This window comes from Pseudomonas sp. SL4(2022) (genome assembly GCF_026625725.1).
Lineage (GTDB): Bacteria > Pseudomonadota > Gammaproteobacteria > Pseudomonadales > Pseudomonadaceae > Aquipseudomonas.
On the sequence record NZ_CP113060.1, the window covers coordinates 1,126,900 to 1,150,908 of the forward strand.

The window sequence follows — 24,009 nt, forward strand, 5'->3', positions numbered from 1 at the left end:
CTCAATAATTAGGGCCCTTTGACGGCGGTGTCAAGGCTATGACACCTTGTTTCTGACGCTTAGGCTTCAAACAATTGATTTAGAAGGCATAATAATTATCGCCCTTTCAAGCAGAGCACTAGATATCTAGCCTATCCGCCCACTCCATCATCATACGCCTACGCTCATCCAGATACTGAGCATGATTGTAGGCTGCACGCGACCCACTCCGCTCAGCATGAGCCAGCTGCAACTCGATCACCTCAGCACGCCACCGCCCCGACTCATACAGGTGCGTTGAGGCCGTAGCCCGAAAGTCGTGGCAGTGCCAACCATCCATGCTCAGGTACTCAAGCGCCCGGTTCAGCGTTGTCGGACTCAACGGTTTGTCAGGGCTGACCAGGCCAGGGAAGCACAGCTCACCGGGCGTAATCCGCCGCAGCTCCCTCAGCAGCTCAACAGCCTGCGCCGGCAGCGGCACCAGGTGCTTGCGCCGCATCTTCATTCGCTCGGCCGGGATCTCCCACACGGCCGCATCCAGATCGAACTCATCCCAGCGCGCGCACCTCAGCTCGACAGTGCGGGTGAACAGCATCGGCAGCAGCCGCAGGGCAATCACCGTTACGCGGTGCCCCTTGTACTTGTCGACGGCAGCGTAGTACTGCCTCAGTTGCTCCAGCGTCATTGGTTTGCTGTGGTTTACCGCCTTGCGCACTACCGCGCCCTTGAGCGCAGCAGCCGGGTCTGCATCCGCACGCAGGGTGGCCACCCCAAACCGAAACACCGCCGAGATCCACTGGCGCACCTGCAGGGCAAGCGTGGTCGCGCCCCGGCCATCCATAACCCGCAGCACATCAAGCACCAGGGCGGCCGTCACCTCACGCATCGGCAGGCGGCCGAGCTTCGGGTACACGTCACGCTTAAATGCGCGCTCTACTTGGTCACGGTAGGTGGCACTGCGCTGGCTTAATCGCGCCTCGATCCATTCCTCAGCAACGGCCTTAAAGGTGTTGCGGTTTTCAGCCAGCTGCTGGGCTTTCTCAGTCTGCCGAACGTGTGACGGGTGCCGACCGGCACGCACATGCTCGCGCGCCAGCTCACGCTCAGCACGCGCATCAGAAAGGGAGACTTCAGGGTAGGAGCCGACAGCAAAGACGTTCTCTTTGCCTGCAATCCGGTAGCGATAGCGCCACAGCTTCGAGCCGTTCGGCCGCACCTCAAGGTACAGGCCGGCACCATCAGTCAGCTTGATAGCAGCCGTACCAGGCTTGGCCTGGCGGATCTTAATGTCGGTAAGAGGCATGAGGGTATGCGGGTATCGGTCGAAGGATACCCGCTTTTATACCCGCATTTTTTGAGGCTGTCTGCGGAAAGCTGCGGACAACTAAGGAGAGGAAGCCCGCGCAGTGCGGGCATCATAGCGAGAGAAAAGGAAAAGTCCGGACTACTGCGGATGAGTATCGAAGTTATCGATCATTAAAAGCATGGCGTAACCCCTTATTCGGCAGTCTGTTCGGCGAGAGCAACGGCGCGGAACATGGCGCGACGCTTGTTCAGGGTTTCTTCCCACTCCAGTGCAGGCACCGAGTCGGCGACGATGCCGGCGCCGGCCTGCACATGCAGTTCGCCATCTTTGATCACCGCTGTACGGATGGCGATGGCGGTGTCCATATTGCCGTTCCACGCCAGATAACCCACCGCGCCTCCGTAGACGCCGCGCTTGACGGGCTCCAGCTCGTCGATGATTTCCATGGCGCGAATCTTCGGCGCGCCGGACAGGGTGCCCGCCGGCAGAATGGCGCGCAGCGCGTCCATAGCGGTCAGGCCTTCCTTCAACTGGCCGGTGACGTTGGAAACGATGTGCATAACGTTGGAATAACGCTCGATCACCATCTTCTCGGTGAGTTTGACGCTACCCGTGCTGGCCACCCGACCGACGTCGTTGCGGCCCAGGTCGATCAGCATCAGGTGCTCGGCGACTTCCTTGGCATCGGACAGCAGGTCTTCTTCAAGAGCCCGATCCGCCTCTTCGTTCGCACCGCGTGGGCGGGTGCCGGCAATCGGGCGCACGGTGACCAAGCCATCTTCCAGACGCACCAGCACTTCCGGCGAGCTGCCGACCACGTGGAAGTCGCCGAAGTTGAAGAAGTACATATAAGGCGTCGGGTTGATGCAGCGCAGCGCGCGGTACAGATCAATCGGCGCGGCCTTGAACGGGATCGACATGCGCTGCGAGATCACCACCTGCATGCAGTCGCCGGCGAGGATGTACTCCTTGATCGCCTTGACCGCATTTTCGTAGTCATCGCGTTTAAAGCTGGAGATAAAGTCCGGCTCAGCACCGGCCGGTGCCGACAGGTCCACGCCCAGGCGCGGGGTAATCGGCTGACGCAACTTGTGCAGGATGTTCTGCAAGCGCGCCTGCCCCTGTTCCAGCGCATCGGTTTCGCTCGGGTCGACCAGCACAATGGCGTGCATCTTGCCCGCCAGGTTGTCGAACACCACCACGGCGTCAGACACCATCAAGAGGATATCCGGCGTGCCCAAGGCATCAGGATTAACGCCTTTGGCCAGCTTGGGTTCGACATAACGCACGCTGTCATAGCCAAAGTAACCGACCAAACCACCGTTAAAGCGCGGTAACCCGGCCAGCGTAGGCACCTTGTAGCGGTCCTTGAACTGCTCGACAAAGGCCAGTGGGTCTTCGCAGTGATGCCGTTCTACTTCGACACCGTCGACGCTGATGCTCACCTCATGCTCATAGGCACGCAACACGGTGCGCGCCGGCAGGCCGATGATGGAGTAGCGCCCCCACTTCTCGCCGCCCTGCACGGATTCCAGCAGGTAGGTATTGGCCTCATCGGCCAGTTTCAGGTAGATGGACAGCGGCGTGTCGAAATCCACCAGGGTTTCGCAGGCAACAGGAATGCGGTTATAGCCGGCAGCGGCTAAACGCAGAAATTCTTCGCGGGTCATGAGCAGCCTCGTGGCTTGAGGTAATACGGTCGAATGCAGGCGGGCTTTGCTTAAAGCCAAGATCAGGTCAGAGGCGCCAGCGCCAACGGGCCAGTGCCTTGATGATTTTCATGTCGGTGCTTGCCGACCAGCGCGTGCAGGTGACCACCACGAAACTCTCTTAATTCAGGCGGGAGTGAACTGCGGCCACACTAGCGCAGGGCCGAAAGCGAATCAACCCGCAAGACCCGGCAAAAGCACAGGCTCGGCGGGACGCAGCAGGCCGCTCAGGCAATCCAGCACATACGCCGGGTGCTCCTCGGCAATCGGCCGGCCATGGTTGTAGCCATAACTCAGCGCTACGCAAGGTACCCCGGCGGCATTGGCTGCAAGCACATCATTGCGGGAATCACCGACAAACAGCGCCTGAGCAGCCGGCACACGCGCCAGCTGCAACACATGCCGCAGCGCCGCCGGATCAGGCTTCTGCTGGGGCAAAGTGTCGCCCCCGACAATCCAGCGGAAATAACCGCCGAGGCCTTTTTCATCGAGCAACGGCGCGACAAAGCGCTCGGGCTTGTTGGTGACAATCGCCAGCTCGACCTGCTGCTCACGCAGCCAGTCCAGGGTTGGCCGCACGCCAGGGTAGACCTGGGTCAGCGCGTGGTTTTCGGCGTAGTGCTGCATAAACAGCTCCAGCGCCTGTTCGGTTCGAGCCTCATCTATATGCTCATGTTGCAGGCCGCCCGCGAGGGCACGGCGTACCAACACCCGCGCGCCGTTGCCCACCCAGTCGCGCACCCGCTCGATGCCTGCTGCCGGCAGGCCAAGCCCGCGCAAGGTCTTATCGACGGCGGCGCTTAGATCCGGCACCGAATCGACCAAGGTGCCGTCCAGATCGAACATCACCAGGCGCGGCAACTCGCCGTTAAACAACCCGCGCAGCAAACTCATCCGCGAGCCTGAGCCAATTCGGCACGCATCGCGTCGATCACCGTTTTGTAGTCCGGCTGGTTGAAGATCGCCGAGCCTGCGACAAAGGTGTCCGCACCGGCAGCTGCGATTTCACGGATATTCTGTACATTCACCCCGCCGTCGATTTCCAGACGGATTTCACGACCAGAGGCGTCGATCAGCGCGCGAGCTTCCTTGAGTTTATCTAGGGTATGGGGAATGAATTTCTGCCCACCGAAACCTGGGTTGACGCTCATCAGCAGGATCATGTCGACCTTGTCCATGACGTGCTTGAGCACCTCCAGCGGGGTGGCCGGGTTGAACACCAGACCGGCCTTGCAACCACCGTCGCGAATCAGCTGCAGCGAGCGGTCGATATGCTCGCTGGCTTCCGGGTGGAAGGTGATGTACGTGGCACCGGCCTCGATAAAGTCGCCGATGATGCGGTCAACCGGCTTGACCATCAGGTGCGCGTCAATCGGCGCGGTGATGCCGTATTTACGCAGCGCCGCGCAGACCATCGGGCCGATGGTGAGGTTGGGCACGTAGTGATTGTCCATCACATCGAAGTGCACGATGTCGGCACCGGCGGCGAGCACCTTGTCCACTTCCTCGCCCAGGCGGGCGAAATCGGCAGACAGAATCGACGGAGCAATGGCGAAGGGTTGCATGACGCACCTCGGTGGTATTCACGGAAGGCGCGCATTGTACCAGCCCGATCCAAGGCCTGGCGTGCGTGAACGACACCTGACAAAGCCGAGCGGAAAAGGCTAGGCTGCTGAAACACGATGTTCGCCGGAGAACCCCATGTTTTCGCGCCACGCCGCCCTGACCCTGAGCCTGTTGCTATCGATCAGCCCACTGCAGGCGGAAGAACAAACGCCCACAGAAGAAGCCCCCGCAACCACCGACAGTTCACCCGCACCTGCGGCAGAAGTCCGCGCCCCCCTACCCGAGCGCAGCGAAGTGGATGCCACTGCGCTGGAGCAACGTCTGGAGCAGAAGGAACAGCAGCAACTGCAGGCGGGCGATGAACGCTTTCTGGCCCTCTGGTTACCTGCCAATGTCGCCGACCCCAGTGGAGCAGTGATTCTCGTACCGGGCGATGATGAGAATGCCGACTGGCCGCAGGGCGTTGGCCCACTGCGCCGCAAGCTGCCCAATGGCGGCTGGCACAGTCTCAGCCTGACTCTGCCGGACCCCAACAGCGATGCCCCTCCCCTGCGTGACGTCGCAACGGAGTCCGCCACACCCGCCGCAACCGACACGGAGGCCAACACCGACAGCGCACCTGCCAGCGAAGCCGCACCAACTGAAGCGCCAGCCGAAACGGACGCATCCGCAGCTGCAGCCAGCACGCCCGCTGCCAGCGCAACGCCAAGCCCGGAAGCGCGGCAGAAGACGCATGCCGAACGCGTCCTGGCACGCATTGAAGCCAGTATTGGTTTTGCCGAACAGCAACAGGCCAAAACCATCGTTCTGCTCGGCCATGGTAGCGGCGCTTACTGGGCCGCGCGCTACCTGGCCGAACGCAAGCCGGCCAAGGTCAGCAACCTGCTGCTGGTCGCCGCCGAACTGCCCGCAGGTTTCACGCCTCCTCTGGATGAGCTGATTCCGCAACTGCAGCTGGCCACAGGCGACTTTTACTACAAGGACCAGGTCGCTGACCGCCAGGCAGCACTGAAACGCTCACAAGCGGGCAAACGGCAGAAGCATCCAGCCTATATCCAGGTGGCCATGAAGGCGCTGCCGGGCAATCGCGAGGCCGAACAGGAACAGCTTTATCGGCGCATCAAAGGCTGGCTGACCCTAAAACTGCAGGCGAAGTAATCCGGCCACGCAGCCCTTGCCGCGCCACAGTAGGCCTAGCGAAAACCGTGACGTTGGCGGATCAGGTCATAGGCCTGGTGCAATTCACGGGTGCGTTCGGTGGCTTCGCGCACACGCTCAGGCGTTGCGCCGCTGCCCGCCAGCTTGTCCGGGTGGTGGCGGCTCAATAAACGCCGGTACGCCTGCTTGATCTGCGCAGGCTCGGCATCGGCAGTTACATTCAATAACGTGAGGGCACGCTGATAGGCGTTGCTGGCCGTCGACACCAGCGGGCCTTGCTGTGGTGCACAAGCGTCACTCAGCTGCGTTTGGGTTGCCGAGGAAACCTGCAACCATTTGCCCCAGAGCATGATCAGCTCACGCTCCGCTTGACTGACCTGACCATCGGCCCAGGCCATCCGCCAACAGGCGCGCAGCAGGGTTTCAGCCCGCGCCTGCTGACGGCGCAACGGCCCACGCAGGCTATCGCGCCCGGTCTTGCCTTGCGCAAACGCTTCAATCGCCTGACGCTGCGCCTCGGCACTCAAACCCAGCCGCTGCATCTCTGCCCGCGCCTGTTGGATATGTGCAGGTAGCACACACCCACCGCTTTTCGCCAAACGCCCGAGCAGCACAAACAGCAGCCACTCATCGCGCGGTGCCGCCCGACCACCCAGGCGTTCACGCAGCGCCGCCCAGGACTGCAGCCGCAGCCGCCGATCCAGCACCTGACCGAGCAAACCGCCGAGCATGGCTCCAGGAATACTGGCCACCGCCAGCCCGGCAACAGCACCCAACAAGGTGGCGGGCCAAATCATCTTAAGCCCGCGTCTCAAGCAATCGTTCGACTTCAGCCAGGCGCTCATGCGTGCCCACATCCACCCAGCACCCGGCAAACTGCTCACCGGTGACCTGACCTGCAGTCATGGCCTGGCGCAACAAGGGCGCAAGTTTGAACGCCCCAGGCTGACACTCGGCAAACAACGCAGGCGACAATACCGCCAGGCCGCTGTAGGTCAGGTTGACTCCCTCCGCCTGGACATCACTGACCCGCTCGCCCTGCAGGCAGAAATCACCGCTCGCGTGATGCGTCGGGTTGGCCACCAGCACCAGGTGAGCCAAACCGCTTAACGGGCGGCGCAACTCGGCAAAGGGGTAGTCGGTGAAAATATCGCCATTGACCAGCACAAAGGGTTGATCGCCAAGCAACGACAGGGCCTTGAAAATCCCACCGCCGGTTTCCAGGGGCTCGCCTTCAGCGGAATAGGCAATGCGCACACCAAAGCGCGCACCATCACCCAGGTAATCCTCGATCTGCTGCCCAAGCCAGGCATGGTTGATCACCAGCTCGGTAAACCCGGCGGCCGCCAAGGCACGGACGTGGTATTCGATCAACGGTACACCAGCAGCACGCACCAGCGGCTTCGGCGTATGCAGGGTCAACGGCCGCAAGCGCTCACCTTTGCCTGCAGCCAGAATCATCGCCTTCATACAGGCTCCTGCGGCAAACTGGCCAGCAGCTCACCCAGCTCGGCCAGCTCAGGGCGCCGCGCCAGCACCCCTTCTATATAAGCGAAGAAACGCGGCACGTCCCCCAGGTACTTGGGCTTGCCATCACGGTGGCAGATCCGCGCGAATATGCCGATCACCTTGAGGTGGCGCTGCACCCCCATCAGGTCGCTGGCGCGCAGAAAGTCATCAAGCTGCGGCTGAACCGGCACACCAACAGTGCGCGCCTGCTGCCAATATTGTTCGAGCCAACTGCGTACACGCACCTCAGGCCAGCTGAGGAAAGCATCCTTGAACAAACAGGTGATGTCGTAAGTCACTGGACCGTAGACCGCATCCTGAAAGTCCAGCACGCCGGGGTTCGGTTCGCTGCGCATCAGGTTGCGCGGCATGTAGTCACGGTGCACCAGCACCTTGGGTTGCGCCAGGGCGCTGTCAATCAGCACCTGGCTGGCGCGCTGCCAGAGCGCCAACTGCGCAGCCGTCAACGTCACGCCCAGGTGACGCTGTACATACCACTCAGGAAACAGCTGCAGTTCACGACGCAGCAATGCATCGTCATAGCTGGGCAATGGCGTGTTCATCGACAGCTGCTGGAAAGCCAAAAGTGCCTGCATGGCATCGGCAAACAGCTCATCCGCGTTGCCTTCATTAATCACATCCAGATAGGTCTGCCGCCCCAGATCATTGAGCAGCAAAAAACCTCGCTCGAGATCCGCAGCGAGAATTTGCGGCACATTGAGCTGTGCTTCAGCCAGCAACTGGGCAACCTTGACGAAGGGCCGACAATCTTCCTGCGGCGGTGGCGCATCCATCACAATCAGGCTACGCCCCGCCCCCTGCCAGCGAAAATAGCGGCGAAAACTGGCATCACTGCTAGCCGACGTCAGGGTGGCAGCGGGCACAGCACCCCAGCCCTGCTCGGCAAACAGCCCAGGCAGCTGCTGATCCAGCCAGTTTTCGAGGAGTTTCAGGCGTACATCTTCATCAGGCATTACAAGGTCTCCGACGGCGCTAGCCGTTGCGCGGGTCATGCTTTATTATCCAGCATCTTTTCAAGCCCATCGAGAGGCGTGCGGCCTCAGGGCCAATGGCGCGCAGGAAGCCCGGAAAAAATAAGATGGCAGTAAAATACCCCGCGTTTCGTAAAAAATTCCCTCTACTGGTTACTGGCAGCCTTCTGGCGCTACAGCCTGTAGCCGTCCCTTTTGCCGTCGCTGCCGAGCAGTATGATTGCCAGGTTTCCGCCTCCGGCGGCTGGGCATGCGCCCCGAAAGCCAGCAATGCTGCACTGCCCGCCCGGCCAGTACAACGTGATTCGGTTGCCAGCAGCAAGACCGCTGATGGCAGCACTGCACCTGGCGAGAGCCAAGCAGCGCAAACCACGCTGGTGACCGAAAGCCTTGGTAAAGGCCTGGCCTCACGCAGCACTGATTACAGCCACCTTGACTGGGTGCCGCGTGAAAACCTCACCGCCGCCCAGCTGGCAGAAGCCGGCCCCTATTGCGCCGGTGCGTATGTAGAGCCGATTCGGCCAGGCATGGACGACAAGACGCCAATGGACGAAGCGCCGATGTTCGTATCGGCCAAGGCTTCGCGCTATCAGCAAGAGCAACAGATTGCCACCCTCGCCGGTGATGTCGTCGTACGCCAAGCGGGTATGCAGGTTGAGGCAGACGAAGCCAACCTGCACCAGGCGGAAAACCGTGGTGAGTTGGTCGGCAATGTACGCCTGCGTGATCAGGGCATGCTGGTGGTGGGTGACCGTGCAGAGCTGCAACTGGACAACGGTGAAGCCAAGGTCGACAACGCCGAATACGTCCTGCACAAGAGCCATATTCGCGGCAACGCGCTCTACGCCAAACGTGAAGAAAGCGCGATCATCCGCCTGAAAGACGGCACTTACACCAGCTGCGAACCGGGCAGCAACGCCTGGCACCTGAAGGGCAACAACATCACCCTGAATCCGGCCACCGGTTTTGGCACCGCGACCAACGTGACCCTGCGGGTGAAGAATATTCCGGTGTTCTATACACCGTATATCTACTTCCCGATCGATGATCGTCGTCAGTCCGGTTTCCTGCCGCCCAGCATCGGCAGCTCCAGCGACAACGGCCTGACCCTGCAAACGCCTTACTACTTCAACCTGGCGCCAAACTACGACGCCACGTTGTATCCGACCTACATGAGCGATCGCGGCTTGCTGATGGAAGGCGAATTTCGCTACCTCACCAAGAACAGCGAAGGCCAGTTCGGCGCAGCCTACCTCGACGACAGCAACGACGACCGCAAACTGCAGTCCGAGTACGAAGATCAGCGCTGGATGTACAGCTGGCAGCACAAGACCGGCCTGACCTCGCGTTTGCTGGCTGAGGTCGATTACACCGACATCAGCGACCCGTACTATTTCCAGGACTTGAATACCGACCTGGGCATTGGCGCGACCAGCTATGTGGACCAACGCGGCACCCTGACCTATCGAGGCGACAGCTACACCGCGCGGTTGAACGCACACGCCTATGAACTGGCCAATATCACTGATGTTACCCCTTACAACCGCCTGCCACAGCTGACGCTGGATGGTGTACTGCCATTCAAGCCGGCCGGAGTGAACTTCAGCTACGGCACGGAATATGTGCGTTTCGACCGCAGCTTGCGTAAAGGCAACTTCATTAATGAGGACGGCGTAGTTGAACAGCCATGGTACGACACCCGCCTGCGAGGCTTGGCCCGTGCCAATGGTGAACGCCTGCATGTAGAGCCTGGCGTCAGTTTGCCACTCAACTGGAACTGGGGCTTTATCACACCTCAGGTCAAGTTCCTGCAAACCAGCTACGATCTGACCCTCGATCAGCAAGGTAAGAACACCCTGCTTGCCGAACAGACATATAAAGGCAACCAGAACCGCAGTGTTGGCATGTTTAGCCTGGACAGCGGCCTGTACTTCGACCGCAGCACCCAGTGGTTCGGTAAGTCCTATCGGCAGACCCTCGAGCCGCGCCTGTTCTACCTCTATGTGCCAGAAGAAGACCAGACCGATATCCCAATTTTCGACACTGGCGAGAGCACGTTCAGCTACTCCTCGCTGTGGCGTGAAAACCGCTTTTCCGGGAAGGACCGTATCGGCGACGAGAACAAACTGTCGCTGGGCGTAACCAACCGCTGGATTGAGCCGAATGGCTTTGAGCGTCAGCGCTTCAGTATCGGCCAGGCCTTCTACTTCGAAGACCGCCAGGTGCAGCTGCCCGGCATCGATTACCGCACACGCAGTGACTCGACTGCATCGGTATCGCCTTACGCCCTTGAGTATCTCTACCGCTTTAACCGCGACTGGCGCTTCTCATCGGACTTCAACTGGGATCCGGATAGCGGCAGCACGCGCTCGGGTAGCGCGATGTTCCACTACCAACCAGAAGACAACCCGAACAAGGTGGTCAACGCTGGCTATCGCTATCGCAACGACACCGTGCGCTATGACGAAGCGACCGGTAACTGGGTTGTGGGCGGTGGCGACTACGGTACGCCTGGCAGCGCAAATTACATCAAGGACTACTACAAGATCAGCCAACATGACTTCTCGGTTATCTGGCCGATCGTGCCGCAGTGGAGCGCAATCTCCCGCTGGCAATATGATTATGGTCGCAACCGCACGCTGGAGGCATTCGCCGGCTTCGAATATGACAGCTGCTGCTGGAAACTGCGTCTGATCAACCGCTACTGGATTGACTACGACGAAGTCAGCCTGAGCCCATCGCTGAACGACCAGGCAGATCGTGGGATTTTCCTGCAGATCGTGCTCAAAGGTCTGGGTGGTGTAGTCGGCAATAAAGTTGAGACTTTCCTCGACCAAGGCATTCAAGGTTATCGTGAACGTGAAGACAAAGCTTTCTGATTGCGTGCGCCCCCTGCTGTTGGGCGCGCTGTTTATGGGTACTGCGGCACACGCTGAGGTACAACCGCTCAACCGCGTTGTGGCGATTGTCGATAATGATGTGGTGATGCAAAGCCAGCTCGATTCACGCCTGCGTGAAGTGCAGCAAACCATCGCCCAGCGCGGTGCCGCACTACCGCCTGAGCATGTATTGAGCCAGCAGGTGCTTGAGCGCCTGATCATCGAGAACATCCAGCTGCAGATCGGCGAACGCTCCGGCATTCGCATCACTGACGAAGAGCTGAACCAGGCCATTGGCACCATCGCTCAACGCAACGGCATGAGCATCGAGCAGTTCCGCGCAGCACTGGCTGCGGACGGGCTGTCTTACAATGATGCGCGTGACCAGGTTCGTCGCGAGATGATCATCAGCCGCGTGCGCCAACGCCGTGTGGCCGAGCGTATTCAGGTTACCGACCAGGAAGTGCAGAACTTCCTCGCCTCGGACTTAGGCAAGATGCAGCTGTCCGAAGAGTTCCGCCTGGCCAACATCCTGATCCCGGTCGGCGAAGGGGCATCCTCTGAGGAAATCCAGGCCGCCGACCGGCAATCACGTGAACTGTACGAGCAACTGCAACAGGGGGCGGACTTCGCCCAGCTGGCGATTGCACGCTCGGCCAGCGAGACCGCACTGGAAGGCGGCGAAATGGGCTGGCGTAAAGCCGGACAGCTGCCACCGCCATTTGACAACATGATTGCAGCGCTCTCAGTGGGTCAGGTGACCGAGCCGGTGCGTACACCGGGTGGTTTTATCATGATCAAACTGCTGGAGAAGCGCGGAGGCGGCAATCAGGTGCGCGACGAAGTCAATGTGCGCCATATCCTGATCAAACCCAGCGAAATCCGCAGCGAAGCCGAGACCAAGCGCCTGGTTGAGCGCCTCTACCAGCGCATCCTGGCGGGCGAAGACTTTGCCGAGCTGGCAAAGAACTTCTCCGAAGACCCAGGCTCCGCACTTAATGGCGGCACACTGAGCTGGATCGACCCGAGCGCGTTGGTCCCAGAATTCCGCGAAGTGATGAACAACACGCCGGCAGGTGAGTTGTCCAAGCCGTTCAAGAGCCCTTACGGCTGGCATGTGCTGGAAGTCATGGGTCGTCGCGCGACAGACAGCAGCGCACAGTTCCGCGAGCAGCAAGCCATGACCGTACTGCGCAACCGCAAGTACGATGAAGAGCTGCAGGCCTGGCTGCGGCAAATTCGTGATGAAGCCTACGTCGAGACCAAACTCTGACAGGCATGGCCACTCGCCCCGCGACAGATCAAGCCCGGTTTATGCCCATGCATAACCGGGCTTTTTTCTGAGCGTGTAGTTAACTGCGCCAAGTCCTTGTAACGACGCATAATGCAGCGCACCTAATCAATGACGCCCGCTGACACCCTCGAGAGCACCCGTCGATGAACACTGCCCGTCTCTTTGCCCTGACCCCCGGTGAACCTGCCGGAATAGGCCCTGACTTGTGCCTGCTGCTGGCCCGTGAAGCGCAGCCGCATGCCCTGATCGCCATTGCCAGTCGCGACTTGCTGGCTGAGCGCGCGCACATGCTTGGCCTAAACATTGACCTGATCCGTGTCGCACCCGAGACCTGGCCAATCCATGCAGCGCCCGCTGGTAGCCTGTATGTCTGGGACACGCCTCTGGCTGCAGCGGTCAGCCCCGGCCAGTTGAACCCACAGAACGCCCAATACGTGCTGCAGACCCTGAGCCGGGCCGGCCAGGGCTGTCTCGATGGCCACTTTGCCGGAATGATTACCGCCCCCGTGCACAAGGGCGTAATCAACGAAGGCGGAATTGCCTTCTCCGGACACACCGAGTTTCTCGCCGAACTGACTCGCACCGAACAGGTGGTGATGATGCTCGCCACCCACGGCCTGCGCGTGGCACTGGTGACCACGCACATGCCACTCAAGGATGTGGCCGACGCCATCACCCCCGAACGCCTCAGCCGGGTCACGCGCATCCTCGACCACGACCTGCGCACGAAGTTCGGCATCGCACAGCCGCGCATTCTGGTCTGCGGCCTCAACCCGCATGCCGGCGAAGGCGGCCACCTGGGCCGGGAGGAGATCGAAGTCATCGAGCCCACCCTGCAGCAACTGCGTAGCGAAGGTATCGACCTGATCGGCCCCCTGCCGGCCGACACCCTGTTCACCCCCAAGCACCTCGAGCAGTGCGATGCAGTGCTGGCGATGTACCACGATCAGGGCTTGCCAGTACTCAAGTACAAGGGCTTCGGCGCAGCGGTCAACGTTACGCTAGGCCTGCCGATCATCCGCACCTCGGTCGATCACGGCACTGCACTGGACCTGGCTGGCACCGGCAAGATCGACTGCGGCAGCCTACAGGTCGCCCTGCAAACGGCCTATGAAATGACCGCCAGCCAGCTGAAAAGCGGCTGACAGCAGCGCCCATCACAGGGCGCAAGCCGCCAATGCTGTTAAACTGCCGGGCTTTCTACCCGCGTTACATTCGCTTCACACCCCTGGCGTGAAGCCTGGAGCTGCTGCATGTCCGAGTACCAACACCGCGCGCGCAAGCGTTTCGGCCAGAACTTCCTGCATGACGCCGGGGTGATTCACCGCATCCTGCGCGCCATCCACGCCCGCGAAAGCGAACACATGCTGGAAATCGGGCCAGGCCAGGGCGCACTGACTGAAGGCTTGCTGAACAGCGGCGCGCAGCTAGACGTGATCGAACTCGACCGCGACCTAGTACCGATCCTGCAAGGCCAGTTCGGCGACAACCCGCGATTCCGGCTGAATCAGGGCGACGCCCTCAAGTTCGACTTCACCCAACTGCAAGCTGCGCCGCACAGCCTGCGCGTGGTCGGCAACTTGCCGTACAACATTTCTACGCCGCTGATCTTCCACCTGCTGGATAACGCTGCCCTGATTCGCGACATGCACTTCATGCTGCAGAAAGAAGTGGTCGAACGCCTGGCCGCCGAACCAGGTGGTGGCGACTGGGGCCGCCTGTCGATCATGGTGCAGTACCACTGCCGCGTGGAACACTTGTTCAATGTCGGGCCTGGCGCGTTCAACCCGCCACCGAAGGTCGATTCGGCCATCGTCCGCCTGGTGCCGCACGAGGTGCTGCCGCATCCGGCCAAGGATCACCGTTTGCTTGAGCGCGTGGTGCGCGAAGCCTTCAATCAACGCCGCAAGACCTTGCGCAACACCCTCAAGGCGCTGCTGCCCGCTGAGGCCATCGAGGCCGCTGGTGTTGATGGCAGCCTGCGTCCCGAGCAACTGGACCTCGCTGCGTTTGTGCGCCTGGCAGACAAACTGGCCGAGCACACCAACGTCACCTGACTGCAGCTAGACTGGCCTTCTGCCTACCGAGTTAATTACGCATGAGCGATTCGCGTTACCACATCGACGTCAGCGTCGTCACCCGCTACCTGCCGGAGCAGTCGCAACCGGAGCAGAACCGGTTTGCCTTTGCCTACACCGTCACGGTGAGCAACAACGGCGAATTGCCGGCCAAGCTGCTGTCCCGCCACTGGGTCATCACCGATGGTGATGGCCGTGTGCAGGAAGTCCGTGGCGCAGGCGTAGTTGGTCAGCAGCCGCTGATCGCAGCCGGTACCAGCCACACCTACAGCAGCGGCACAGTGATGACCACCCGCGTCGGCATCATGCAGGGCAGCTACCAGATGCTCGCCGAGGACGGAAAACGCTTCGATGCCGTGATCGCGCCCTTCCGCCTGGCGGTGCCGGGCTCGCTGCACTGATGGCCACTTATGCAGTAGGCGACCTGCAAGGTTGCCTGAAACCCCTGCAGTGCCTGCTTGAACGTGTGGCCTTCGACCCTGCGCAGGACCAGCTCTGGCTGGTCGGTGATCTGGTCAACCGTGGTCCTGAATCGCTGGCGACGCTGCGCTTTCTCTACAACATGCGTGATGCACTGACCTGCGTGCTGGGCAACCATGACCTGCACCTGCTGGCCGTGGCGCACAACATCGAACGCCTGAAGAAAGGCGACACCCTGCGCGAGATCATCGAGGCACCGGATGCCGCCGATTTGCTCGACTGGCTGCGCCGGCAAAAGCTGCTGCATTACGATGAGGCTCGCGACACCGCCCTGGTGCATGCCGGCATCCCGCCGCAGTGGAGCATGGACAAAGCCCTCCGGCGCGCCGCCGAAGTAGAAGAGGCCCTGCGCGATGACGCGCGCCTGCCGCTGTTTCTCGACGGCATGTATGGCAACGAGCCGGCCAAATGGGACGGCGACCTGCAGGGCGTGACGCGCCTGCGGGTAATCACTAACTATTTCACCCGCATGCGCTTCTGCAAAGCCGATGGCACCCTTGATCTGAAAAGCAAGGAAGGCGTCGGCAGTGCCCCGGCCGGATATGCCCCCTGGTTCAGTTACAAACAGCGTAAAACCCGCGGCCAGCGCATCATCTTCGGCCACTGGGCGGCGCTTGAAGGACAATCCCCAGAGCCTGACGTAATCGCCCTGGACACCGGCTGTGTATGGGGCGCAAGCATGACCCTGATGAATATCGATAGCGGCGAGAAATACAGCTGCGACTGTAAGGAGCAAGCATGAGTGAGTTCAAACGCATCCCCCCCGAGCAGGCACAAGCATTGCGCCAGCAAGGTGCGGTGGTGGTCGACATCCGTGACCCGCAGAGTTTTGCGGCAGGGCATATCAGTGGCTCGCAGCACCTCGACAATCATTCACTGCACGCCTTTATCACCCAGGCCGATCTTGATGCCCCACTGATCGTTACCTGCTACCACGGCAACTCCAGCCAGAGTGCGGCGGCCTATCTGGTCGGCCAGGGCTTCAGCGATGTCTACAGCCTCGACGGCGGCTTTGAACTGTGGCGCGCGACGTTCCCCAACGACACCGCACATAGCGCGGAAGAATAATTTTCTCCACGCCCAGGCCGCACCAGCTGTGGCCTGCCGGGCATTGCCGAGCAGCGGCAATAGCCTGTTATCGTTGCTCGGCCCTTGACCTCGCCGATTCCGAACTATCCTTTAGCTCAGGCCATCCAAAACAAGGTAGAGCCGGCCAAACGGCATCGGGCCATCGGTATGACTATTTGGTGTTCTGGGGGTTTTACCCGGCGGCATCCGCACCGGGGCTACCAAGCGCCTGACCGAACCCGCACCGGCTCTGCGCATCGAGCGAGGTGAAGTCATGAGCATATTCAGCCACTTCCAACAACGTTTCGAAGCGACTCGCCAGGAGGAGTTTTCCCTCCAGGAGTACCTCGAACTATGCAAACAGGATCGCAGCGCCTACGCCTCGGCAGCTGAACGCCTGTTGCTGGCCATCGGTGAGCCGGAACTGCTCGACACGTCAACAGACCCACGACTCTCCAGAGTTTTCTCCAACAAGGTGATTCGCCGTTACCCGGCGTTTGCCGACTTCCATGGCATGGAAGAGTGCATCGACCAGATCGTCTCCTACTTCCGCCATGCGGCTCAGGGCCTGGAAGAGAAGAAGCAAATCCTCTACCTGCTCGGCCCAGTAGGCGGCGGTAAATCCTCACTGGCGGAAAAGCTCAAGCACCTGATCGAGAAAGTACCCTTCTATGCCATCAAGGGCTCGCCGGTGTTCGAATCGCCACTAGGGCTGTTCAGTGATGCTGAAGACGGTGCCATCCTCGAAGAGGATTACGGCATCTCCCGGCGCTACCTCAACAGCATCATGTCGCCCTGGGCGACCAAGCGTCTGCAGGAGTTCGGCGGCGACATCAGCCAGTTCCGCGTGGTCAAACTCTACCCCTCGATCCTCAACCAAATCGCAGTGGCCAAGACCGAACCAGGCGATGAGAACAACCAGGACATCTCCGCACTGGTCGGCAAGGTGGACATCCGCAAGCTGGAGGAATACCCGCAGAACGACGCCGACGCCTACAGCTACTCCGGTGCACTGTGCCGCGCCAACCAAGGCCTGATGGAATTTGTCGAGATGTTCAAGGCCCCGATCAAGGTGCTGCACCCACTGCTCACCGCCACCCAGGAGGGTAACTACAACAGCACCGAAGGCCTTGGCGCGATTCCGTACAGCGGCATTCTGCTGGCTCACTCCAACGAGTCGGAATGGCACAGCTTCCGCAACAACAAGAACAATGAGGCGTTCATCGACCGCATCTACATCGTCAAGGTGCCCTACTGCCTGCGCGTTTCCGATGAGATCAAGATCTACGACAAGCTGCTGATCAACAGCTCCCTGGCCAAGGCCCACTGCGCGCCGGACACCTTAAAGATGCTTGCACAGTTTTCCGTGCTCAGCCGCCTGAAGGAACCGGAGAACTCCAACGTTTACTCGAAGATGCGCGTATATGACGGCGAAAATCTCAAGGACACCGATCCCAAGGCCAAGTCGATTCAGGAATACCGCGACAGCGCCGGTGTAGATGAAGGCATGAACGGCCTGTCGACCCGCTTTGCCTTCAAGATCCTGTCCAAGGTCTTCAACTTCGACCCGCACGAAATCGCCGCCAACCCAGTGCACCTGCTCTATGTGCTGGAGCAGCAAATCGAGCAGGAACAGTTCCCCGCAGAGACCCGTGAGCGCTACCTGCGTTTTATCAAGGAGTATCTGGCACCGCGCTATATCGAGTTTATTGGCAAAGAAATCCAGACCGCCTACTTGGAGTCCTACAGCGAATACGGCCAGAACATCTTCGACCGCTATGTGCTGTACGCCGATTTCTGGATTCAGGATCAGGAATACCGCGATCCGGAAACCGGAGAAATTCTCAACCGCGTAGCCCTCAACGAGGAACTGGAGAAAATCGAGAAACCCGCCGGCATCAGCAACCCGAAGGATTTCCGCAACGAGATCGTCAACTTCGTGCTGCGCGCCCGGGCCAACAACAATGGCAAAAACCCGACCTGGCTCAGCTACGAAAAACTGCGCGTGGTGATCGAGAAGAAGATGTTCTCCAACACCGAAGACCTGCTGCCAGTCATCAGTTTCAACGCCAAAGCGAGCAAGGAGGACCAACAGAAACACAACGACTTCGTCACTCGCATGGTCGAGCGCGGTTACACCGACAAGCAGGTACGCCTGTTGTCCGAGTGGTATCTGCGGGTTCGTAAATCGCAATAAAGCGGCCTGACGCGACAGGCCGCCAGCGGGTACAGGGCGCGCGACAAACGCGGCCCTGTGCTGACTGCGCCTGATGTCTGCAGCGCACGGAGGGCAGTTATGAGCCATGTGATCGACCGACGCCTGAACGGCAAGAACAAGAGCACGGTAAACCGCCAGCGCTTCCTGCGGCGCTACCGCGACCACATCAAAAAGGCCGTGGAAGAAGCGGTCAGCCGCCGCTCCATCACCGATATGGAGCACGGCGAACAGATCAGCATCCCCGGCCGCGATATCGACGAGCCAGTCCTGCACCACGGCCGCGGCGGTCGCCAGACCACCGTGCATCCCGGCAACCGCGAATTCACCACCGGTGAGAAGATTGCCCGCCCGCAAGGCGGTGGACAAGGCGCGGGCAAGGCGAGCAACTCCGGTGAGGGTATGGACGAGTTCGTCTTCCAGATCACCCAGGAGGAATTCCTCGATTTCATGTTCGAGGATCTGGAACTGCCCAACCTGATCAAACGCCACCTGACCGGCAGCGACACCTTCAAGAGCGTACGCGCGGGAATCAGCAACGAAGGCAACCCATCACGCATCAACATTGTGCGCACCCTGCGTTCCGCCCACGCCCGACGCATCGCCCTGTCTGGTAGCAGCCGCAACAAACTCAAGAACGCCCAGGCCGAACTGGAACGCCTGAAGCGGGAACAGCCCGACAACCTCGGCGATATCCAGGCGCTTGAGGAAGAAGTCAGCAAACTGCGCGCGCGGATCAAACGCGTGCCCTTCCTCGACACCTTCGACCTCAAGTACAACCTGCTGGTCAAACAGCCCAACCCCAGCTCCAAGGCGGTGATGTTCTGCCTGATGGATGTTTCCGGGTCGATGACGCAGTCGACCAAGGACATCGCCAAGCGCTTCTTTATCCTCTTGTACCTGTTCCTCAAGCGCAACTACGACAAGATCGACGTGGTATTCATCCGTCACCACACCAGCGCACGCGAAGTGGACGAAGAAGAGTTCTTCTACTCCCGCGAAACCGGCGGCACCATCGTCTCCAGCGCACTGAAACTGATGCAGGAGATCATGGCCGAGCGCTACCCGGTCAACGAATGGAATATCTACGCCGCCCAGGCGTCGGATGGTGATAACTGGAATGACGACTCACCGATCTGCAGGGATATATTGATCAAGCAGATCATGCCGTTCGTGCAGTACTTCACCTACGTCGAGATCACCCCGCGCGAGCATCAGGCGCTGTGGTTTGAATACGAACACGTCAGCGAAGCCTTCGCCGACACCTTCGCCCAACAGCAGTTGGTATCGGCCGGCGATATCTACCCGGTATTCCGCGACCTGTTCCAGCGGAGGCTAACCACATGAGCACGTCCGACAGCAGCACCCGCGAGAGAAAGCGCCAGCCGATCTCTACCGGCTCGGAATGGACCTTTGAACTGATCCGTCAATACGACCGGGAGATCGCCCGTATTGCCGAGCGCTATGCGCTGGACACCTACCCCAACCAGATCGAGGTGATCACCGCCGAGCAGATGATGGATGCCTATGCTTCGGTCGGCATGCCGCTGGGCTACCACCACTGGTCGTACGGCAAGCACTTTCTCAGCACCGAAAAAGGCTACAAGCGCGGGCAGATGGGCCTGGCCTACGAGATCGTGATCAACTCCGACCCGTGTATTGCCTACCTGATGGAAGAGAACACCATCTGCATGCAGGCCTTGGTGATCGCCCACGCCTGCTATGGCCATAACAGCTTCTTCAAGGGCAACTACCTGTTCCGCACCTGGACCGACGCCAGCTCGATCATCGACTACCTGGTGTTCGCCAAGCAGTACATCATGCAGTGCGAGGAGCGCCACGGCATCGACGCCGTGGAAGACCTGCTCGATTCCTGCCACGCCCTGATGAACTATGGTGTGGACCGCTACAAACGCCCCTACCCGATTTCCGCCGAGGAAGAACGGCGGCGCATGAAAGACCGCGAGGAGCACCTGCAAAAGCAGATCAATGACCTCTGGCGCACGATTCCAAAAAGCGCCAACAAGGGTGAAGGCAAAGACAGCAAACGCTTTCCTGCCGAGCCGCAGGAAAACATCCTCTACTTCCTGGAGAAACATGCGCCACTGCTGGAACCCTGGCAGCGCGAGATCATTCGCATCGTGCGCAAAATCGCCCAGTACTTCTACCCACAACGCCAGACCCAGGTGATGAACGAAGGCTGGGCGACCTTCTGGCACTACACCCTGATGAACGACCTGTACGACGAAGGTCTGGTCACCGATGGTTTTATGATGGAGTTCCTGCAGTCGCACACCAGCGTGGTCTACCAGCCGCCCTTCGACAGCCCCTACTACAGCGGCATCAACCCCTATGCCCTGGGTTTTGCCATGTACCGCGACATCCGCCGCATCTGCGAAGAGCCCACCGAAGAAGATCGACGCTGGTTCCCCGACATTGCCGGCAGCGACTGGCTGAGTACCCTGAAGTTCGCCATGACCAGTTTCAAGGATGAGAGCTTTATCCTGCAGTACCTGTCACCCAAGGTGATCCGCGACCTCAAGCTGTTCAGCATTCTCGACGACGACCAGAAGGACGAGCTGTACGTCCCCGCCATTCATGACGAGCCCGGCTATCGCAGCATCCGTGAGACCCTGGCTGCGCAATACAACTTGGGCAACCGCGAACCCAATGTGCAGATCTGGAGTATCGATCGGCGTGGTGATCGCTCACTGACCTTGCGTCATCAGCAACATGACCGCAAGCCGCTGGGCAACTCGACCGAAGAAGTGCTCAAACATCTGCATCGTCTGTGGGGCTTCAACATCCATCTGGAGATCTATCAAGGCGAGCAGTTGGTCAGTACCCAGCACGTGCCGCCTCAAAACGACAACGCACATGACACCGACTACCCACGCCTCGACCTGATGATCCCGCCCATTTGATCGGTTGCGTGGGAGTGAGCGCGAGCAGCAGCATGGCCAACAGACCAATCGGAAGCATGCTGATGCGCCTGTTTATCGTACTACTGCTGTGCCTGGCACTCGCCACCTGCAGCAACCAGTTGCCACGCGCCCAGGTACTCACGCCGGCCAGCCAGGCGCTAACAGGCAAACACCGCTTCAGCCTGATCGCCGCCGAGCAGGCGGTACAGGGCCAGGTACCGTTTGCCGAGCGCTACGAACAGCTTGAACAATTGCTGCGCGAAGGCCTCAGCAACCGTGGCTACCAGGCCAGTCCGCAGGCACAGATTCAGGTGTATTACTGGCTGGCCGTACAGGACAGCCCACTGGACTTCAAAACCGATGCAGCACCGCCAACCCTGCTCGGCCCCTACCAGGCCATCCATCGTCTGCGCGATGAAACCGGCACCCTGCGCCTGCGCCTGACCACACCCAATCAGGATATTCTCTGGGAAGGCCTGATCAGCACCGGCCTGAGCCCCGCCAGGGACAGCGCCGAACTGCTCGAACGCGCTACCCAGGCGCTCTTGCAGCAAATTCCACGAGCCCGCCCCTAGCCCGACTGCGTCTCTAAGGGCGGTTCAGAACGGCATCCAGGCTACCCTTCGTCAGCGACCAGCCGCTATCCTCCGCACTTAGAGGAGGAACCATGATGCAGATTTACAAAGTCGGCGGTGCCGTACGGGATCGCCTGTTGGGTCGTGAAGTCAGCGAAATCGACTGGGTCGTCGTCGGCGCCAGCGCCGAACAGATGCTTGAGTTGGGCTACCGCCCGGTGGGCGCCGACTTTCCGGTGTTTCTGCACCCGCAGACCGGCGAGGAATACGCCCTGGCCCGCACCGAACGCAAGAGCGGGCGCGGCTACGGCGGCTTTACCTTCTTCGCCAGCCCGGACGTGACCCTGGAAGAAGACCTGATCCGCCGCGACCTGACGGTCAATGCCATGGCCGAAGACGATCACGGCACGCTGATCGATCCCTACGGTGGCCAACGCGACCTCAAAGCCCGGCTGCTGCGCCACGTCTCCCCGGCCTTCGCCGAAGACCCACTGCGCGTATTGCGCGTCGCCCGCTTTGCCGCCCGTTACGCACCACTGGGCTTTCGCGTAGCGCCTGAAACCCTGGTGCTGATGCGCGAACTGAGCGAGTCCGGCGAGCTAAGCGCGCTGACACCAGAACGTAGCTGGAAGGAAGTCTCCCGCGCCCTGATGGAATCGCGCCCTGATGTTTTTATCCAGGTGCTGCGTGACTGCGGCGCCCTGCGTGAACTGCTGCCCGAGGTCGACGCGCTGTTCGGCGTGCCACAACCCGCCGCCCACCATCCGGAGATCGACACCGGCGAGCATGTACTCAGCGTGCTGCGCCAATGCGCCGAACACCAGCAACCGCTGACCGTACGCTGGGCCTGCCTGCTGCATGATGTCGGCAAAGGCCTGACGCCGGAGGCCGAATGGCCCCGACATATCGCCCACGAACACACCGGCCTGAAGCTGATCCGCGCCATCAACCAGCGCTGCAAGGCGCCCAAGGATTGCCAGGAACTGGCCTTGCAGGTTGGTGAATACCACACCCACGGTCACCGCGCTCTGGAGCTGAAGGCGTCGACCCTGCTCAAACTGCTGCAAGGCTTCGACGTGTTCCGCCGCCCGCAGCGCTTCGAAGAATTTATCGCCGCCTGTGAAATGGACGCCCGCGGACGCCTGGGCCTGGAGCAACGCGCGTATCCACAAGCAGATTATCTGCGCGCCGCCATGCAAGCAGCACGCGCTGTGGCCGTACAACCCTTGCTAGAGCAAGGCTTGAAAGGCGCCGAACTGGGTGAAGCGCTAAACCGAGAGCGCCTGCAGGCACTGGTAACGTTCAAGGCAACAGCCTCCGCCAGTACCGCGCAGGACTAACGGACCGGGTAAAGCGCAAGCAATTCTGCAGGTGTTAGCGCTTGCTCATGCCACGTAAACGCCACAGGCCAAAGCTGCTGCTCAATCTGCGCGGCCTGCCAGAGCTCGGCAAAGCTGCGTTGTTGCGCCGGGTGCATAACATCCGGCACCAGCAGGGCCAGCGGCCAAAGCACGAATGCGTTCTTGAGGATTTCTGCACGCGGCAGGATCAAGCCATCGAAGTTGCCAACCAGATCGCCGTACAGCAGCACATCGATGTCCAGTGGCAGCCCCTTGCGCTCCGGCGCATAGCGACCGTTATCGGCTTCGATAAACTTCAGCCGACGATCCAGCTCGCCCAAAGGCAGCTCACTGTAGCCGGCCACCACCAGATTGAAGAACGGCCCGCTCTTGATGCCGACCGCCTGGCTTTCAAACACCGGCGAGCAGCGCATGTCGCTGAGCAACCCGGCGAGTGCATCAAGGCCAGCGCGCAGGTGCGCTTCACGCCCGATGTTGCTGCCCAGGCCAAGTAGAACGGGAGTTAGCGACATCCGCGCTCGATCTCCACGCCCACCCCACCTCGGGCCGCCGGTACTGCGCCGGGCTTGGTCAGTTTGAGCCGCACCCAGGGTATCTGGAACTCAGCCATGAGCAACTCGACCAGCCGCTCGGCAAAGGTTTCCACCAGGATAAAGTGCGAGCCACTGGCAAACGCCTGAATCCGCTGCGAAACCTTGGCGTAATCCAGTGCTTTGTCCAGCTCGTCACCGACGGCAGCCGGACGATTATCCCACCCCAGGTACAAGTCCAAACGCAAACACTGGCGAATGGTGCGCTCCCAGTCGTAGGCACCGATCACCGTGTCGACCTCCAGCCCCTCGATAAAAACTGTGTCCACGCACGCTCTCCGCGGCACGACAAGGCTGCCGCACCTAGTTAGAATCAGGGCTCCCTT

At 60.5% G+C, this 24,009-nt stretch carries 21 protein-coding genes and 1 pseudogene; 13 read left to right on the forward strand and 9 right to left on the reverse strand.

What is annotated here, in order from left to right:
- Positions 1-118: 118 nt before the first annotated feature.
- From OU997_RS05430 to rpe, 4 genes and pseudogenes are all read right to left on the reverse strand, one after another.
- Positions 119-1,282, reverse strand: coding sequence for a tyrosine-type recombinase/integrase (locus OU997_RS05430; protein ID WP_267809352.1), 1,164 nt, complete (start codon positions 1,280-1,282; stop codon positions 119-121).
- Positions 1,283-1,476: 194 nt separating this feature from the next.
- Positions 1,477-2,955: an anthranilate synthase component I gene (gene trpE / locus OU997_RS05435; RefSeq protein WP_108488569.1), complete on the reverse strand. Its 1,479-nt coding sequence runs from the start codon at positions 2,953-2,955 to the stop codon at positions 1,477-1,479.
- Positions 2,956-3,022: 67 nt separating this feature from the next.
- A pseudogene (locus OU997_RS05440) lies at positions 3,023-3,888 on the reverse strand (phosphoglycolate phosphatase).
- Positions 3,885-4,559 carry a ribulose-phosphate 3-epimerase gene (rpe, locus tag OU997_RS05445; RefSeq protein ID WP_267809353.1) on the reverse strand — a complete coding sequence of 225 codons (675 nt, stop codon included), beginning with the start codon at positions 4,557-4,559 and terminating at the stop codon, positions 3,885-3,887. Before rpe ends, OU997_RS05440 begins: the two are co-directional and overlap by 4 nt.
- Positions 4,560-4,695: 136 nt before the next feature.
- On the opposite strand from rpe, the gene OU997_RS05450 reads away from it, so the two are divergent.
- On the forward strand, positions 4,696-5,718 hold the full coding sequence (locus OU997_RS05450) for an alpha/beta hydrolase family protein (RefSeq protein ID WP_108488566.1): 1,023 nt from the start codon (positions 4,696-4,698) through the stop codon (positions 5,716-5,718).
- Between the two features lie 35 nt (positions 5,719-5,753).
- On the opposite strand, the gene OU997_RS05455 is transcribed toward OU997_RS05450, so the two are convergent.
- Genes OU997_RS05455 through OU997_RS05465 form a run of 3 tightly spaced genes read right to left on the reverse strand, consistent with a single transcriptional unit; the run spans position 5,754 to position 8,201 of the window.
- The gene (locus tag OU997_RS05455) at positions 5,754-6,515 is read right to left on the reverse strand and encodes a TerB family tellurite resistance protein (protein ID WP_267809354.1); all 762 of its coding nucleotides are present in this window, start codon (positions 6,513-6,515) and stop codon (positions 5,754-5,756) included.
- 1 nt (position 6,516) lies between these two features.
- Positions 6,517-7,188, reverse strand: coding sequence for an N-acetylmuramate alpha-1-phosphate uridylyltransferase MurU (gene murU / locus OU997_RS05460; RefSeq protein WP_108488564.1), 672 nt, complete (start codon positions 7,186-7,188; stop codon positions 6,517-6,519).
- The gene (locus OU997_RS05465) at positions 7,185-8,201 is read right to left on the reverse strand and encodes an aminoglycoside phosphotransferase family protein (protein ID WP_267809355.1); all 1,017 of its coding nucleotides are present in this window, start codon (positions 8,199-8,201) and stop codon (positions 7,185-7,187) included. Before OU997_RS05465 ends, murU begins: the two co-directional genes overlap by 4 nt.
- Positions 8,202-8,326: 125 nt before the next feature.
- On the opposite strand from OU997_RS05465, the gene OU997_RS05470 reads away from it, so the two are divergent.
- From OU997_RS05470 to OU997_RS05525, 12 genes are all read left to right on the forward strand, one after another.
- Positions 8,327-11,098 carry an LPS-assembly protein LptD gene (locus tag OU997_RS05470; RefSeq protein ID WP_267809356.1) on the forward strand — a complete coding sequence of 924 codons (2,772 nt, stop codon included), beginning with the start codon at positions 8,327-8,329 and terminating at the stop codon, positions 11,096-11,098.
- Positions 11,099-11,132: 34 nt separating this feature from the next.
- Positions 11,133-12,371, forward strand: coding sequence for a peptidylprolyl isomerase (locus OU997_RS05475; protein ID WP_371920663.1), 1,239 nt, complete (start codon positions 11,133-11,135; stop codon positions 12,369-12,371).
- Between the two features lie 164 nt (positions 12,372-12,535).
- Positions 12,536-13,537, forward strand: a complete 1,002-nt coding sequence (gene pdxA / locus OU997_RS05480; protein ID WP_267809357.1) for a 4-hydroxythreonine-4-phosphate dehydrogenase PdxA — start codon at positions 12,536-12,538, stop codon at positions 13,535-13,537.
- 108 nt (positions 13,538-13,645) lie between these two features.
- Entirely contained in the window at positions 13,646-14,449 is an 804-nt protein-coding gene (gene rsmA, locus OU997_RS05485) for a 16S rRNA (adenine(1518)-N(6)/adenine(1519)-N(6))-dimethyltransferase RsmA (RefSeq protein ID WP_267809358.1), read from the forward strand.
- A gap of 41 nt (positions 14,450-14,490) precedes the next feature.
- Positions 14,491-14,871 carry a Co2+/Mg2+ efflux protein ApaG gene (apaG, locus tag OU997_RS05490; protein ID WP_108488558.1) on the forward strand — a complete coding sequence of 127 codons (381 nt, stop codon included), beginning with the start codon at positions 14,491-14,493 and terminating at the stop codon, positions 14,869-14,871.
- Complete coding sequence (locus OU997_RS05495; RefSeq protein ID WP_108488557.1) at positions 14,871-15,692, forward strand: symmetrical bis(5'-nucleosyl)-tetraphosphatase; 822 nt, start codon at positions 14,871-14,873, stop codon at positions 15,690-15,692. The genes apaG and OU997_RS05495 overlap by 1 nt, the downstream gene beginning before the upstream one ends.
- Positions 15,689-16,018, forward strand: coding sequence for a thiosulfate sulfurtransferase GlpE (gene glpE, locus OU997_RS05500; RefSeq protein WP_108488556.1), 330 nt, complete (start codon positions 15,689-15,691; stop codon positions 16,016-16,018). The genes OU997_RS05495 and glpE overlap by 4 nt, the downstream gene beginning before the upstream one ends.
- Before the next feature lie 274 nt (positions 16,019-16,292).
- Positions 16,293-18,215 (forward strand): PrkA family serine protein kinase, encoded by a 1,923-nt coding sequence (locus OU997_RS05505; protein ID WP_108488555.1) that lies wholly within the window; start codon positions 16,293-16,295, stop codon positions 18,213-18,215.
- 99 nt (positions 18,216-18,314) lie between these two features.
- Positions 18,315-19,580, forward strand: coding sequence for a YeaH/YhbH family protein (locus tag OU997_RS05510; protein ID WP_267809359.1), 1,266 nt, complete (start codon positions 18,315-18,317; stop codon positions 19,578-19,580).
- On the forward strand, positions 19,577-21,157 hold the full coding sequence (locus tag OU997_RS05515; protein WP_108488553.1) for a SpoVR family protein: 1,581 nt from the start codon (positions 19,577-19,579) through the stop codon (positions 21,155-21,157). The genes OU997_RS05510 and OU997_RS05515 overlap by 4 nt, the downstream gene beginning before the upstream one ends.
- Before the next feature lie 62 nt (positions 21,158-21,219).
- Positions 21,220-21,732: a DUF4136 domain-containing protein gene (locus OU997_RS05520; RefSeq protein ID WP_108488592.1), complete on the forward strand. Its 513-nt coding sequence runs from the start codon at positions 21,220-21,222 to the stop codon at positions 21,730-21,732.
- 95 nt (positions 21,733-21,827) lie between these two features.
- Positions 21,828-23,072 carry a multifunctional CCA addition/repair protein gene (locus OU997_RS05525; RefSeq protein ID WP_267809863.1) on the forward strand — a complete coding sequence of 415 codons (1,245 nt, stop codon included), beginning with the start codon at positions 21,828-21,830 and terminating at the stop codon, positions 23,070-23,072.
- On the opposite strand, the gene folK is transcribed toward OU997_RS05525, so the two are convergent.
- Entirely contained in the window at positions 23,069-23,605 is a 537-nt protein-coding gene (gene folK / locus OU997_RS05530) for a 2-amino-4-hydroxy-6-hydroxymethyldihydropteridine diphosphokinase (protein ID WP_108488551.1), read from the reverse strand. The genes OU997_RS05525 and folK overlap by 4 nt on opposite strands.
- A complete protein-coding gene (gene folB, locus OU997_RS05535) occupies positions 23,596-23,952 on the reverse strand; it encodes a dihydroneopterin aldolase (protein WP_108488550.1) in 357 nt (118 codons plus the stop codon). The genes folK and folB overlap by 10 nt, the downstream gene beginning before the upstream one ends.
- Positions 23,953-24,009: the final 57 nt, after the last annotated feature.

Excerpts from the sequence above, each read along its gene's own strand:
- OU997_RS05430 (WP_267809352.1), bottom strand. The coding sequence starts at position 1,282 with ATGCCTCTTACCGACATTAAGATCCGCCAGGCCAAGCCTGGTACGGCT.
- trpE (WP_108488569.1), bottom strand. The coding sequence starts at position 2,955 with ATGACCCGCGAAGAATTTCTGCGTTTAGCCGCTGCCGGCTATAACCGC.
- rpe (WP_267809353.1), bottom strand. The coding sequence starts at position 4,559 with ATGCAACCCTTCGCCATTGCTCCGTCGATTCTGTCTGCCGATTTCGCC.
- OU997_RS05450 (WP_108488566.1), top strand. The coding sequence starts at position 4,696 with ATGTTTTCGCGCCACGCCGCCCTGACCCTGAGCCTGTTGCTATCGATC.
- OU997_RS05455 (WP_267809354.1), bottom strand. The coding sequence starts at position 6,515 with ATGATTTGGCCCGCCACCTTGTTGGGTGCTGTTGCCGGGCTGGCGGTG.
- murU (WP_108488564.1), bottom strand. The coding sequence starts at position 7,188 with ATGAAGGCGATGATTCTGGCTGCAGGCAAAGGTGAGCGCTTGCGGCCG.
- OU997_RS05465 (WP_267809355.1), bottom strand. The coding sequence starts at position 8,201 with ATGCCTGATGAAGATGTACGCCTGAAACTCCTCGAAAACTGGCTGGAT.
- OU997_RS05470 (WP_267809356.1), top strand. The coding sequence starts at position 8,327 with ATGGCAGTAAAATACCCCGCGTTTCGTAAAAAATTCCCTCTACTGGTT.
- OU997_RS05475 (WP_371920663.1), top strand. The coding sequence starts at position 11,133 with ATGGGTACTGCGGCACACGCTGAGGTACAACCGCTCAACCGCGTTGTG.
- pdxA (WP_267809357.1), top strand. The coding sequence starts at position 12,536 with ATGAACACTGCCCGTCTCTTTGCCCTGACCCCCGGTGAACCTGCCGGA.
- rsmA (WP_267809358.1), top strand. The coding sequence starts at position 13,646 with ATGTCCGAGTACCAACACCGCGCGCGCAAGCGTTTCGGCCAGAACTTC.
- apaG (WP_108488558.1), top strand. The coding sequence starts at position 14,491 with ATGAGCGATTCGCGTTACCACATCGACGTCAGCGTCGTCACCCGCTAC.
- OU997_RS05495 (WP_108488557.1), top strand. The coding sequence starts at position 14,871 with ATGGCCACTTATGCAGTAGGCGACCTGCAAGGTTGCCTGAAACCCCTG.
- glpE (WP_108488556.1), top strand. The coding sequence starts at position 15,689 with ATGAGTGAGTTCAAACGCATCCCCCCCGAGCAGGCACAAGCATTGCGC.
- OU997_RS05505 (WP_108488555.1), top strand. The coding sequence starts at position 16,293 with ATGAGCATATTCAGCCACTTCCAACAACGTTTCGAAGCGACTCGCCAG.
- OU997_RS05510 (WP_267809359.1), top strand. The coding sequence starts at position 18,315 with ATGAGCCATGTGATCGACCGACGCCTGAACGGCAAGAACAAGAGCACG.
- OU997_RS05515 (WP_108488553.1), top strand. The coding sequence starts at position 19,577 with ATGAGCACGTCCGACAGCAGCACCCGCGAGAGAAAGCGCCAGCCGATC.
- OU997_RS05520 (WP_108488592.1), top strand. The coding sequence starts at position 21,220 with ATGCGCCTGTTTATCGTACTACTGCTGTGCCTGGCACTCGCCACCTGC.
- OU997_RS05525 (WP_267809863.1), top strand. The coding sequence starts at position 21,828 with ATGCAGATTTACAAAGTCGGCGGTGCCGTACGGGATCGCCTGTTGGGT.
- folK (WP_108488551.1), bottom strand. The coding sequence starts at position 23,605 with ATGTCGCTAACTCCCGTTCTACTTGGCCTGGGCAGCAACATCGGGCGT.